This is a genomic window from Luteibacter jiangsuensis (assembly GCF_011742555.1).
Lineage (GTDB): Bacteria > Pseudomonadota > Gammaproteobacteria > Xanthomonadales > Rhodanobacteraceae > Luteibacter > Luteibacter jiangsuensis.
The window spans coordinates 333,033-345,827 of sequence record NZ_JAAQQR010000001.1; the positions used below are offsets into that span (position 1 = coordinate 333,033).

General features: G+C 66.1%; 12 protein-coding genes. 1 reads left to right on the plus strand and 11 read right to left on the minus strand.

Annotation, left to right across the window (positions count from 1 at the left end; genetic code table 11):
* Positions 1–10: 10 nt before the first annotated feature.
* The 10 genes from HBF26_RS01310 to HBF26_RS01355 form a co-directional block, all read right to left on the minus strand.
* Positions 11–502 (minus strand): hypothetical protein, encoded by a 492-nt coding sequence (locus HBF26_RS01310; protein WP_167122312.1) that lies wholly within the window; start codon positions 500–502, stop codon positions 11–13.
* A gap of 12 nt (positions 503–514) precedes the next feature.
* Positions 515–1,141, minus strand: coding sequence for a hypothetical protein (locus HBF26_RS01315; RefSeq protein WP_167122313.1), 627 nt, complete (start codon positions 1,139–1,141; stop codon positions 515–517).
* A gap of 9 nt (positions 1,142–1,150) precedes the next feature.
* Positions 1,151–2,857: a putative porin gene (locus HBF26_RS01320; protein WP_205287573.1), complete on the minus strand. Its 1,707-nt coding sequence runs from the start codon at positions 2,855–2,857 to the stop codon at positions 1,151–1,153.
* A 35-nt stretch (positions 2,858–2,892) separates the two neighbouring features.
* Positions 2,893–3,573, minus strand: coding sequence for an energy transducer TonB family protein (locus HBF26_RS01325; RefSeq protein WP_167122315.1), 681 nt, complete (start codon positions 3,571–3,573; stop codon positions 2,893–2,895).
* 4 nt (positions 3,574–3,577) lie between these two features.
* Positions 3,578–3,985, minus strand: coding sequence for an ExbD/TolR family protein (locus HBF26_RS01330; RefSeq protein WP_167026934.1), 408 nt, complete (start codon positions 3,983–3,985; stop codon positions 3,578–3,580).
* A gap of 10 nt (positions 3,986–3,995) precedes the next feature.
* On the minus strand, positions 3,996–5,771 hold the full coding sequence (locus tag HBF26_RS01335; RefSeq protein WP_205287574.1) for a DUF2341 domain-containing protein: 1,776 nt from the start codon (positions 5,769–5,771) through the stop codon (positions 3,996–3,998).
* Between the two features lie 39 nt (positions 5,772–5,810).
* Complete coding sequence (locus HBF26_RS01340; RefSeq protein ID WP_167122317.1) at positions 5,811–7,421, minus strand: ShlB/FhaC/HecB family hemolysin secretion/activation protein; 1,611 nt, start codon at positions 7,419–7,421, stop codon at positions 5,811–5,813.
* Positions 7,422–7,557: 136 nt separating this feature from the next.
* A complete protein-coding gene (locus tag HBF26_RS01345) occupies positions 7,558–8,523 on the minus strand; it encodes a DUF4880 domain-containing protein (RefSeq protein WP_167122319.1) in 966 nt (321 codons plus the stop codon).
* 5 nt (positions 8,524–8,528) lie between these two features.
* Positions 8,529–9,056, minus strand: coding sequence for an RNA polymerase sigma factor (locus HBF26_RS01350; protein WP_338039611.1), 528 nt, complete (start codon positions 9,054–9,056; stop codon positions 8,529–8,531).
* 2 nt (positions 9,057–9,058) lie between these two features.
* The gene (locus tag HBF26_RS01355; RefSeq protein ID WP_167122323.1) at positions 9,059–9,763 is read right to left on the minus strand and encodes a secretin and TonB N-terminal domain-containing protein; all 705 of its coding nucleotides are present in this window, start codon (positions 9,761–9,763) and stop codon (positions 9,059–9,061) included.
* Positions 9,764–9,946: 183 nt separating this feature from the next.
* Between HBF26_RS01355 and HBF26_RS01360 the strand changes: the two genes are divergently transcribed.
* Positions 9,947–10,294, plus strand: coding sequence for a hypothetical protein (locus HBF26_RS01360; protein WP_167122325.1), 348 nt, complete (start codon positions 9,947–9,949; stop codon positions 10,292–10,294).
* Between the two features lie 113 nt (positions 10,295–10,407).
* Here the strand turns inward: HBF26_RS01360 and gspD are convergent, their stop codons facing one another.
* A complete protein-coding gene (gspD, locus tag HBF26_RS01365; protein WP_167122327.1) occupies positions 10,408–12,738 on the minus strand; it encodes a type II secretion system secretin GspD in 2,331 nt (776 codons plus the stop codon).
* Positions 12,739–12,795 lie beyond the last annotated feature (57 nt).

Genomic DNA, 12,795 nt, shown 5'->3' on the forward strand with positions numbered 1-12,795 from the left:
TGGGCAACGATCACGGCGCGTTCCCGCCCGCGAAATCGCCAGTCATCGTTGCCACTTCGTCATTCAATTCGGGCAGCGAGGCGAGTTCCCTCAACTCGTCCTCGCTGAGTTCGCGCAGTACCGCGCGGATCGCCAGCCGGCGTCCGTCGTGCAGCCACGCGTTCAACACGCTGGCGATCGCACGGACCGTGGGCAGCGCGGCTTCTTCCAGTTGCGGCTTGCGATGGCGCAGCCTGTCCTCCACCGCATAGAGCACGCGCGAGCCGAGAAATGCCGACGACTCGCGCACGAGCTTTTCCAGCGCCTCCCGCGAGCAGCGGTCCATGAGCGTTTCCGCCGCCCTGCCCTGCCTCGCGGCGTAGAGCTGGCGAAGCATCTCGGCCAGCGCGTGCATGCAGGTCATCCCGCAGATCCGCGCGTCGGCCGCGGCGCGAGCGCGCGACGTGCGCGGACGCGCCGCGTGGTACGCGGGTGGCGATTCGAAGTCATGGGTTGGCGTCATGGCCGTTCCGTCTCATGGCGAGGCCGAAGCCTGGCCGGCCCGCGGATCGAAGCGTTGTTCGTAGAGCCTGTCGCCGAACGACTGCGCCGCATTCTCCAGCTTCGCCCTAGCCTTCGCGGCGAAGGGCTGGCGCGAAGCGACCACATCGGCCATGTCGATGTTCTCGTACGCGGAGATCACTTCCTGGCCCACGCGGTACATCTGCACGTTGCGGGCGGTGCAGGCGTCCACCTGGCCCTTCGCCGTATCCAGTTCCCTGGCAAGTCTTGCCCGCTCGGTTTCCGCGGTGCGCAAGGCAACCGCGGCGGAACCCGTATCGGCCTTGACCCGCTGCAACTCGGCCTCGGCGGCCTCCCGCTTCTGCCTCTCGGCAGCAAGGGCACGGCTGGCTTCCGGCGATAGCCCGCCGGCATTCTTTGCGGCGGCGCGAGCGGCCTCCGCCGCCTGCTTCGCGTCGTCGCGTTCCTTTTCCAGCGCAGCCTTCTCCGCCGCCCATTGCGCCTGCTGCGTCTGCAGGTCTTGCAGCTGCGCGCGCGTTTCCCGCAGCTGGTCGCGGATGCGGCTCTCCAGGCTGGCGGTCTGCGCATGTGCCGCCGGCAGGATGGCGAACAGGGACAGGGCGATGAGCGTGCGTTTCATGTCGACTCCTTAGAACCGCGCATTCATTTCGAGCTGGAAGACGTCGATGGAGAGCGGCGGACCGAAGACTTCCTTCGCGTTGAAGTAACGCGCGCTCAACCACGCGTACGGCGAGATACCGTAGCTGCCGCCCAGGATGAAGCCCTTGGCGTTGGTGCCGCCCAGGTGGAAGTCCGTATCGGTCAGGCCGTCCAGCGTGGCGTCCGGCTGCAGGTACTTATAGGCAAGCGCCACGTTCCAGTCGCCGGCCGCATGCGGATTCGGATCACCCAGCGTGGCCCGCACCATCCAGCCCACCGGGCCGCTCTTGTACGTGTTCTCGCTGAAATCCCCGGCGCCGAAGTTGTTCACGAGACGGTTGATGCCCACATCGCTGCGGAAAGCGTCGCGGCGGTGGTAGGCCATGTTGCGGATATAGTCGGCCTCGAGGCGCAGCGGCGTGTCCGCTACCTTCATGTCCAGCCGGGTGTTCGCATCGGCCACGTGGTAGTCGTACACCAGGCCCACATACTGCGGTTGGGCGTAACTGGAGGGCGAGTTCGGATCCGGCACGATGTCACGGATGAGGAACAGCGAGTTGCCCTTCTGCATGAAGGCCGAGCGGGTCGCGTCGGTATCGCAGAACGATACGCCCAGGTAGATCGAACACGGCGAGGAGAGCTCGCCGCGCATGTGATCGAAGCGGTAGTACGCCAGGGCCAGCTTCCATTCCGTGTCTTCATTGAACTTCCAGCTTCCCCCGATCTGGGCGCCGGTCATCCACTTGTCGCGGCTGGCATTCTTGATGCCCTGCTGGGAGGGAAAGTCGTCGGCCTGGTACTCGATCGGGAACATGCCCACGTTCGCGAACGCTCCGATGTCGTCCGTCATCGGCACATTGAACTTTCCGACGATGCCGTCGAAATTCAGGTCGTTGGAATACACGAGGTCCGTGCTCATGAACGGGTTCGGCATGCGGCCACCGATCACCTGCGCCCACGACGTCGGCTTCCATGCCAGCCAGGCCTGGTCGAGCCACAGGTCCTTCTTCGCCAGTCCGCCGCCGAGGGTCTGCGTGGTGGAAACCGGGTTGTTGTCGTTTCCTGTGCCGATGCGGATGCCGGCGCTCACGTTCTCGCCCAGATCCACGTTCACGCCGAGCCTGGCGCGGATGCGCAGCGAGTTCGTGCGGTTCTCCCGCGTGTTGAGCAACGGCGGCGGATTCGCGCCGTTGAGGTCGTAGGGTCCCGTGCGGTTGAGCTGCGCGAAGTCCACCACGGGATAGGCGTTGCCCTTGTCGTAGTAATGGAACTCGTCGCGCACCCGCATGTCGCCCGACCAGGCGATGCGGTCGAGCCATTCCGGAAGTGCTCCCGGCGTCGCCCAGTGCTCGCTCTTCGCCTGTGCCACCACTTCCTGGCGCAGTTCGTCCTTGATCTGGTTACGCACCACTTCGGGCACGTAGGTGACACGCACCTGTCCCGGCGCCGCAGGCACGGCGTTGGCCGTACCGGCGAGTTTCTGCGCCTGCGCGGCCTCGGCGTTCGCCTGGGCGATAAGCCCATCGGCGTCCGCCTGGGTCAGCACGCCGCGCTTCACCAGCAGGCGCACGAGGTTGATGGTGGCGTTGTCGGACGGCGCACTCTGTGCGTGTGCGCCGCCGGCGCAAAGCGCCAGCACGATGGCGGCCGTCAGCATGACTCGCGCGGGGCGTTGGCGGGCCTTTCCGATGGTCATGCGAACTCTCCGGGTGTGTAGTGTGTCGACGGCGCTCATGCGGGACGCTTCCCGCGGATGGCAACGCGCAAGGGGAAATGCAGGGACGACGGCGGGGCCACCTCGATGCGCGGCATCGCGCGCAAGACATCCATCAAGGCCGCGTCGGTTTTTTCGTTGCCGCTGGAACCGACCAGTTCGGCACGCGTGAGGCGCCCGTCGGCGTCCAGCCACACGTCGGCGCGCACGTCGAAGACGAGCCGGTTCACGCGGTCGTCGCGTTGTACGGCCTGCTGGATCGCATAGCCGAGGTATTGGTCGTAGCTGCCGGTACCGGTTCCGGTACCGCCACCGGAACCCATCATGCCGCCGCCGTCACCCGCGCCGATGTTGAAGGCGTCGCTGCCGGCCTGGGCATCGCCGTTGATCGTCACGTTCTTCGCGACGTCGTTGCTCGGCTTCGGAGCATCCACGGGTTTCTGCGGAATCTCCTGCGGTTTCTCCACCGGTTTCATTTCCTCCTCCACCTTCTTCGGCTCCGGCGGCTTTTCCTTCGGTGGCGGAGGGGGCGGGGGCAGCGGCGTGATGGTGGCCACGCGCGGCGCCTCGCGCCGCACGGCGACACTGCTGCCGGCGAAGTGCCAGACGAGCGCGGCCAGAAGCAGCACCACGGCGCCACCGAGCACGGGTCCCAGCCAGCGTCGCCGGCGTCGGCGTTGGAATGGCTGCGTCGTCACGCGCTCATCCCTTCGGCGACTTGCCGGTGACCAGGCCGACCTGCGGCAGGTCCACGCGGCGCAGCAGATCCAGCACATCCATCACCTTCTGGTACTGGACCGTGGCATCGCCCTTCACCACCACCGGGAAATCCGGAGTGATGGCCTTGAGCGCGCGCAGCCGCTGCTCCAGTTCGTCGAGGGTGACCGGGTAGGCATCGAGGAAAACCTGACCCGAGTCGGCGATGGTGATGGCTTTCGTCTGCGGCTTCGCCATGCTGACCGCGGCACTGGCCTTGGGCAGGTTCACCTTGATGCCCTGCACCGACGCCGTGGTCATGATGATGAAGATCACGAGCAACACGTACGCCAGGTCGAGCATCGGCGTGATGTTGATGTCGTCGTACGGCTTGTCGTCGTCTTGCGCGCGCATGGTCGCCTCCTCAGGCCGTGACCGCCGAAGGCCTGGAAGCGCGCTGCTGTTCCGCCAGCCGCGTCACGAACTCGTCGACGAACACCTGCATGTTCGCGGTGACGTTCTTGTTGCGGATCAGCAGGTAGTTGTAGCCGAACAGGGCGGGGATGGCGACGAACAGGCCGGCGACCGTGGCCAGCAACGCGGCGGCGATACCGGGAGCGATGGCGTTCACGTTGACGTCGCCCGCCGCCGCAATCGCCGCGAAGGTGATCATCACGCCGACGACGGTACCGAGCAGGCCGAGGAACGGGCCGCCGGAAATGGCGATGGTCAGCAAGACCATCGACTTCGCCAACGCCTGGTTCTCGCGCACCAGCACCGAGTCCATGGTGGCGCGGATGGCCTCGATGGACTCCGACGCGATGTGGTCGTGCCCGTCCTCGTCGCGGCGGCTCCAGACTTCCGCCGCCCCGACCTTGTACAGACGGTAGAGCGACGCATCACCGAGGCGCGCCGCGGCCGGATCGCGCGAGAGCGCGAGGATGTTGCGGCCCTGCTGGCGGAACGCGTCGAGGAATTCCTCGTTCGCGCGGCTCACCTTGTTGACGTAGGCGGCGCGCTGCCACATCACCAGCCAGGAAATGGCCGCCATCACAAGGAGGATGCCGATCACCACCCAGGCATCGGCGGTCACGGACTTCACGATGATGCCGAAATAGCCGAAGCCCACACCGGACTGTTTCTCGTCCGCGCCGTAGGCCAGCAGTGTCGATTCGGCACCCTGTGCCTGCGCGTCCACCGCGATGAGCGCCGCGGAGCGAGCGACCCGCGACAGCCGCACTTCGTCGAGCATGCCGGTGAACGGCACAGTACCGTCGGTCTGACCGGCGATGTCGCCGCCCAGGGTCGCCTGGCTGGTCATGGCCGGCAGCTTCGCATCGAGCTTTGCATACGGACGGCCGTCCACGTACAGCTCGATGTCGCTCCCATTGGCCGTGACGGCGATATGCGTCCAGCCGCCGGCCTTGACGGCTTCGCCGGCCGGCGTGGTGACGTCGTTCAACTGGACGAAGGGCACGCCGTTCTCGAGGCCGATCAGCAGCTTCTGTTCACCCTGATGGCGTGCATACAGCAGCGCGCGGCCCGCAGGCATCGGGTCCGGTTTCACCCAACCGCTGAAGGTGAAACTGCCACCCTCGGCCACGTTCAGCGAAACGCTGCCCGGGAGGGTCACGACCTTCGAGCCGTCGAAGCGCGCGGCCTTGCCGATGATGCCGTCCGCCGTGAGGATGTCGTTACCCACGGCATTGTTGGCATAGGCCGTGGCGTCGTTCGGTGGCGTACCCGCCGCCTCCTCGAAGTGATAGACGGCGGCATAGTCGGCATCGAATACCGCGCCGGCCTTCTCGCCGCCCTGGGCTTTCGGGTTTCCGTAATACATCCAGATCTGCTGCTGGCTGTCCGCGGCCAGTTGCGGCACGTCCACCCACACCAGCGCAACGCCCAGCACCGGATCGAAGCTTTCGATCTGGTAATTCAGGGGCGTCTTGTCGTCGGACGCGACGAAACGCACGTCGGCGCCGTTTTCGGACACACCGTCGAAGGTGAAGTTGCCCGAATGCAGGCGGACCAGCAGCGGCACCCGGCCCACCGCCGTGGTCACGTTGCCACCCCTCGCGGTCGTGTCGATCGTGATCGCCTTGCGGAAGGCGAAGTCCTGGTTCCACCAGGAGGCATCGGCGTGGGCGGATGGCATCCAACCGAGGAGAAGCAAGCAGGTCAGTAGCAAGAATCGGTTCACGGTATTACCCCTGGAATGTCTGAAAGTCCGACCTGCCGGTCAGAGGTCTGCCTTGAGCGAAAAATGGATACGCGTGTCGTGGGCTCGCGTGGCCTGCCCGTCCTTGAACGGATAGGCCACCTCGAATGCGCCGGTGGCGATGTTGAAAATCTGGAAGCGCGTGCCGAGACCCGCGCTGGATAGGTTGTAGCTGCTCACGCGCGTGCTTCCGGCCTCCGGTTTCGCCGGATCGATGAGACTGGGCAACGCGTTCATCAGCACGAGGTGCGCGGCATCGACGAAGGCATGCAGGCGCAGGTCGTTCACCCAGTCGCCGAGGTGCGAGGCGATCGACGGTGAGCGCAGTTCCAGTGAGCCGATGGCACCGTGGTCGGCCGTCTGCTCGGCTTCGAGGTAACCGCGCACGGTGCTCTCGCCGCCGGCCGCGTACTGCTCGCTCGAGATCAAGGAAGAATTGGACAGCTGCAAGCCCAGGCGACCGGCCAGCGTGAAGCCGCTGTCCAGCGTGCGGGTATGGCCGCCGTCGACCTTCACATAGAAGAAATTGGCCCGGGCCTTGTACCGCTGGTTGTCGAAATCCGCCGCGCTGCTGCCGCCTGCGCGGAATCCGAGCGTGCCCCCGATGGCGATGGTGCTGGACGAGCGTTCGCCGATCGACTGCCCCTGGTAGGTAACGTTGACGGGGATGTACGTGATCGGCGCTTTCGAGGTCTGTTCGCCCAGGCGGATGTTCTGGTCGAAATGCTTGCGCGTCAGACCCATCGAGAGCGATTGCGAATACTCACCATGCGTCGCGAGCGTGCGCACGAGACTGAAGCCGAACGCGTTGCCCTTGCCGAGCACCGTGGTGCCGCCCACTGCGTTCGCATTGCTGTTCGACTTATAGCCCGAGGCAAGCAGGCTCCACTCGCCGCCGAGTGGCACCAGGTACGAACCGGCCCACACCTCGGCAGCGTTGCGGTCCTGCGGCGCCACGATATAGGTGAGCGAGGCGGCCTGGCCTTTCTGGAAAAGGTTGTCGTCGCGCACGCTGGCCACGGTGCGCAACTCGGGTGTATTCACGCTGTGGTCGTTGTTGACCTCCAGGCTCGCATGCAGCGGCGAGGCATCCGTCACCTTCAGGGTCACGTCCATCGTCTGCGGCAGTTTGCCGGGCGTGAGCACGGGCAAGACCTGCGCGCCGCTGTGGCGGTTCACGTCGGTAAGCTGCTGCTGCGCCTCACGGAAATCCGGAACCTCGCCCTCGCGCAAGGCGGGCACCGCCTCGCGAATATCCTTGGGCGAACGATAGGTGGCGCCTTCGACGCGAACGCGGCCGATGACGTTCTCGGTCACCTGGAAGCGGATGACGCCGCCCTTCACCTGCTGCTGCGGCAGGTCCACCACCACCGACTGGTAGCCGTGTGCCTGGTAGGCCTTCTGCAATGCATCCCGGGCCGCGGTCACGTCGGACATCGTCTTGCCCGGACCAAGATACGGATAGACCGCCGTCTCGATGTCCAGCGGCTGCAGCGTGGTATTGCCATCGACAACGTATTCGTTGACGTCGAACGATGCAGGCGCATCCTGCGCCGATACATTCGCAGCGAGGCCAAGGCATACGGCCAGCGCAAGCGCATGCGGCCCGCGGCGGGCGAAAACACGCCTCATGCATCCACCCCTGTTGCTCGTGCTTGCACGCTCGATCCCCTGCTGTTCCGTTTGCCCACAAGACGCATGGGCACGGGTGGCACTGAACCGGTGTCACAAAAAATTCACCGAACGCGCCGCCAGGCTCGGAACAGACTCAGCTCAATAGCACCCAGCCGCCGGGAAGATGGGTCGCATGCGCGCCATAGGCGTCTTCGATCAGCGTGGCGACATCGGCCATCTGGTCGAGGGTGAAGCGGGCATGGACGCGGCGCTCGGCCAGCGCCCGGTCGGTGATCACGATGCGTCCGGGGCGATAACGATTGATGTCCGCCACCACGTCCGCCAGCGGCTGGTTGTCGTAGATCAGCACGCGGTCGCGCCATGCCAGCGCGGTAGCCGGATTCACCGCTATCGCGGGCGCCTGCCCCTGATCGTCGAAAGCCACCTGCTGCGACGGCTTCACGAGCGTTTGCGTGCCGCCGCGCAAAAGGACCGTCGTGCCGTCCATGCAGGTCACCGCCGATTCGCTGTCGATGCAGCGCACGGCGAACGAAGAGCCCGGACTGGAATCCAGCCGCGCATCGGCCACCTGGACGAGGAACGGCGTCCTTCGCGAAGCTTCGATGCGTACGACCGCTTCGCCGCGGCGCAAGCGCAGGCCAGTGACGACGTCACCGGTTCTGTGCAAGCCGATGTCGGTGCCCGTATTCATTTCGACGACCACGCCGGAAACCACCTCGACCCGGCGTTGCTCACCTACGGCCGTGTGCAGGCGTTCCGCACCGTCGCCGTCCCTTCCCAGATCAAGGCCGTAGCGACCGACCAGCACTGCCGCCACCGACGCGGTTACCGCCGTCGCCAGGAAAACGCGCCGTCCCATGCGCACACCATGGCGCGGAACCGCCCGCACGCTCCGGACCGCTCGGTCGCGCTCGGCGATGGCGGGACCCAGCTGGTCCCAGATGCTGCGCACCCGTGCGAATGCCTCCGCGTGCCGCGCGTCGGAAAGGCACCAGCGACGGAACGCCTCTCCGTCCTCGCGCGTGGCCGTGCCCGAGGTCAGGTGGACGAGCCAGGCCCTCGCCTGACGCTCGCTTTCATTGGTGCTGGTCGTTCCCATACCGCTCAAGACGGATCGCCCGCACCGGGACCGAACCGTTGGAACGAACGGCGTCCCACTTTTGTGGCACAGGTCTCAAGGGCCTTCCTCAATTCCTTGCCGACCATGCGCACCGAAATGCCGTAACGTGCCGCGATATCCGCATGCGGCAACTCGTCGACCCGGGCCGCGACGAGGATCTCGCGCTGGCGGCGCGTCAGGGTGTCGAGCGCCGCGCCGAGCGCCTCCAGATCCTGGCGCGAGGCCAGTACCGTGGGCGGGTCGGTGGGGTCGTCCACGCCATGCAGCAGTTCCTCCACCTCCACGCCGGTCAGCAGGCGACCGGAACCGCGGTGGTGATCCACCGCCAGGTTCAGCGCCATACGGAAGAGATACGCGGTGGGATTCACCGGAAGCGGTGCGAGCCGTTCCACCTTCAGGTAGGTCTCCTGCAACACGTCGTCCACGATGTCGTCGGAGCGCAGCCGACGCCGCAGACGCCGGCGAAAGTCTTCGTAATTGTCGAGGAAGGTGCCGAGCAGCGTGGTTTCCACGGTCAACCCTCCCGTTCGTGCGTCGCCCCGCAGGGGACGGAACGGGCACCGCTCGGCACGAGCAGGACCGTCACGGGGCTGAAACGATGGAAGGCATCGGGCAGGCGCACGGTTCGTACCGCCGCGAGCACCTCGTCGTCCCTCGACGGCTGGTCCGACGGAGCCAGTGCCGCCGCCTTTTCCACGGCTCCAGTGGTGTCTATCCACAGCTGCATGGCAAGGCGGAACGAGCCGGGCCGTGTCGAGGAGCGGGCACAGAGGGCGCGTTCGATCGCCGATTGCAGGACGCCCGCGGCGCGGTTGTCGAGCATGGCCGCCTGGGGGTCCGCGTCGGGCACCGGCGCGGCGTCGGCAGCCGGGGGTGGCTGCAACGTAACGGTAACGGCGTTCACGGACGAGAACCGGGCTTCGAGACCCGTGCCGGCGAGAAGGATGCGCAGCGCGTCGCGTGGCGACGCCTCGCCGTGAAGGCCCTGCGTCTGGCGGTCCGCGACGAGGGCATCGTCGAAAAGCACGGCGGTGCCCGACGCCTCGCTGAAGGCGCGCAGGGCCGAGGCGAGAGCTTGTGCTTCGATGTCGAAGCGCCTGGGCGCATACGCTCCTTCCGACCCCTGTGGCTGTTCCGTGGCAACCTGTACCCCCGCCGCGCAATCCATGGGCGCGAAGAGGACCATGCACGCGACGAGCGCGACGACGCTGCGTGTCACGTTCATTCCTCTCGCGCGAGCGGTACGGGACCTCGTCTTTCGGGGGAAGGCTAGGCGCGCCGGATGACAGAACGGCGCAAGAGCCGTGACATGATTAATGACAGCGCCATGACAGAAGCGCCTTCACGTGCGGCTGCAACCGGTTACGTGATATGTCTTGCACGGGCGCTACGGAGAAAACCGATGGATATCCGGTCCGGCATCGTGGGAGTCGTGCTGATCGCGGCGCCTGTCGCCGTCGCCGCGCAGGTCGTGGACCTGCCGGCCGTTCATGCGTCGGCGGAAAGCGGGTGCGTCGCACCGGCATCGGGTTCGTCGTCGGGTCTGTCGTACGGTTGTCTCACGCAAATGATGACGGCCACGCCATCACCCCCGGCAGCCACCCTGCAAGCCGACCCTGCCCAGAGGCCGAGCAACACGCTCGGCCTCTACAACGCCAGCGGCCTTCGCAACCGCATGGGGCCGAACCTCGGCAACTCGGTGCAACCGTACCGGCCGAAGGTGAGTTACCCTAGTCCGCTGGGTCATTGAGAAACACGTCGGAGCCACCTAGGCCCGCCTGTGGGAGCCGGCTATGCCGGCGATCCCGCGGCAGCGGGCACTCTCGCGAGCACCCATCGCCGCTGAAGCGGCTCCCACATAGGTCAGGGCTTGTTGAGCGGCACCGTCACCGTGGGTTCGCCGCTGCCCAGCCTTGCTTCGCCACGATACGGACGCAACGATTCGAACTTCTGCTGGTACTCGTCTGTAACCTGCTTCGCTTCGTTGCCGTTCGTGATGACGCGCGGCGTGATCAGCACGATGAGCTCCGTGCGGTCGCGGTTGCGCGTGGTGGAACCGAACAGGCGACCGATGACAGGAATGCGATTGAGCCCGGGAATGCCTGTATCCGTCACTCCTTCCTGCTGCTTGATCAGACCGCCCAGGAGCACTGTCTGGCCACTCTGCACCGCTACCTGCGTGGCGACCTCGCGCTGCTGGATGGGGAAGTTGTTCGTGGCCGCGTCCCTCTGGCCCGGTGCGCTCACCACCTGGTTGATGTTGAGGTACACGAGGCCGCCCGGGTTCACGCGCGGGCGAACATTGAGGATCACACCGGTGTCCTTGTATTCCACCTGGCCGATCGTGTTGTCCGTGTTGGCGTTGGTGTTGACGAAGGTCTGCGTGATGGGAATCTGGTCGCCGACCTGGATGTGCGCCTTCTGGTTGTTCAGGACCACCAGGGACGGGGCAGATAGCGTCTTTGTGTTTCCGCTGGTTTCGAGCGCCTTCAGCGCGACGGAAAGCTCGTTGTTCACAAAGGAATAGAAGAACGCGCTCTGACCTTGAGTGAACGTGTTTCCGCCGTCGCCCAGCGCCCATTGCTGCTTATTGCCCGGTTGACCGACGCTACCGTTCGTACCGCCAACCAACCCCTCCAGGTACCACTGCACGCCGAACTGGAACTGCCCGGTCAGCGCCACCTCGAGGATGCGCGTTTCGATCTGCACCTGCAGCGGCACGGCATCGAGACGCTTGATCGCCTGCTCGATCTCGGACCACTGCGACGGGCGACAGCGCACCATCAGCTGGTTGTTCGAGTCCACCGAGGTGATGCGCACGCCTTCGTCGGTGGTCACGGGTCCGCTATGCTGGCGGCGCGAGGAAGAATCGTCGCCGAATCCGCTGCCGCCGCCGTTCGAGCCGAAGGAGCCGAACGCCGAACCGCCGTTCATGCCCGAGGACGAGCCGTTGAGGCCGTTGTTGTTCGTGGTGTTCAGCAGGCTGGAGCCCGAGGACGAACTGTTCCCGAACGCACCCGTCGTGCTGCCCAGCCCGGAACCGTCACGGTTGCCGAGGTCGTTGTCGCCGCCGCCAAGCGTGCCGGAGCTCAACCCGGGGCCCACGCGGCCGCCGTTGTCACCGGAACGGCTGCCGCCGGAACCACCGCCGTAGATATCGGAGAGGTACTGGGCCAGGTCGGACGCCTGCACGTTGCGCACGTCGTAGACGTACAGCTGAGGTTCGTTGCCGCCGCCGCGGTCGATGCGGTCGATCCAGCTGCGCACTTCTTCCAGGTACGCGGGCTGCGGGCTGATGACCACGAGCGAATTGGTGCGCTCGATGGGAATGAAGCGCAGCAATCCCGCCATGGGCGTGTTGCCCTTTTCGCCGAACAACTTGTCGAGCGTAGGCGTGAGCTCCTTCACTTCCGCGCGCTGCAGGCTGAACACGCCGACCGACATGCCGCGCAGCCAGTCGACGTCGAAGGTTTTCACCGTGCGCTCGTAGTTGTCCAGTTCGGAGGGCGTGCCCGCCATCACCAGCACGTTGCGCGTGGGGTCGGCCAGCAAGGTGGCGTCCGGCCGCGCGAACGGCTTGATGAGCTTCTGCATCTCGGTGGCCGAGATGAAGCGCAGAGGGAACAGGCGCGCCTGCAGGCCGCCAGGCGGTGCCGCGGCCCCGATGCTGGGCACGAGGTTGCCAGCCACCGCGTCCTTGGCCGGCATCACCACGTAACGGCCGTTGGTCTGCACCAGCGCGTTGCCCGTCCAGGACAGGAGCGTTTCCAGGATCGGGAGGGCCTGCTCGCTGGTGACCGGCTGCGAGGTGGAGAACGACACATTGCCCTGCACACCCGGAACGATCGAGTAATTCTCGTGCAGCAGGTCGCCGAGGATCGCCTTGACCACCGATTCCACCGGCTGGTTTTCGAAATTGAAGGTGACCGTGCCCGCCCCTGCCGCCACCGGCTTGGGCTTGGCAAGGCCCACGGGTTTCACGAATTCGCCCGTGCCCGTGGTGATGTCCGGCGCGGCCGCCGGTTGCACCGGCGGATTGGAGTCGGGGAGCGTCAAGGGACGCGGAGCGGGCTTCTCGGTGCCGGCCAGCGCCTCGCGCTGCAGCGATCCGTCGTCGCGCGGCTGTGGCAGCGTCGTGCAGCCGGCCAGCGCGACCGCGAGCGCCGTGGCGGCGATCAGGGAACTTCTAGGCATGGAACAACGTACTCCCTCGTTGGACACGGCATGAACGCCGACCCCTGGCCTGCTGCC

Bases quoted from the DNA above. Each gene is read 5' to 3' on its own strand.
- HBF26_RS01310 (WP_167122312.1), bottom strand. From the start codon at position 502: ATGACGCCAACCCATGACTTCGAATCGCCACCCGCGTACCACGCGGCG.
- HBF26_RS01315 (WP_167122313.1), bottom strand. From the start codon at position 1,141: ATGAAACGCACGCTCATCGCCCTGTCCCTGTTCGCCATCCTGCCGGCG.
- HBF26_RS01320 (WP_205287573.1), bottom strand. From the start codon at position 2,857: ATGACCATCGGAAAGGCCCGCCAACGCCCCGCGCGAGTCATGCTGACG.
- HBF26_RS01330 (WP_167026934.1), bottom strand. From the start codon at position 3,985: ATGCGCGCGCAAGACGACGACAAGCCGTACGACGACATCAACATCACG.
- HBF26_RS01340 (WP_167122317.1), bottom strand. From the start codon at position 7,421: ATGAGGCGTGTTTTCGCCCGCCGCGGGCCGCATGCGCTTGCGCTGGCC.
- HBF26_RS01345 (WP_167122319.1), bottom strand. From the start codon at position 8,523: ATGGGAACGACCAGCACCAATGAAAGCGAGCGTCAGGCGAGGGCCTGG.
- HBF26_RS01360 (WP_167122325.1), top strand. From the start codon at position 9,947: ATGGATATCCGGTCCGGCATCGTGGGAGTCGTGCTGATCGCGGCGCCT.
- gspD (WP_167122327.1), bottom strand. From the start codon at position 12,738: ATGCCTAGAAGTTCCCTGATCGCCGCCACGGCGCTCGCGGTCGCGCTG.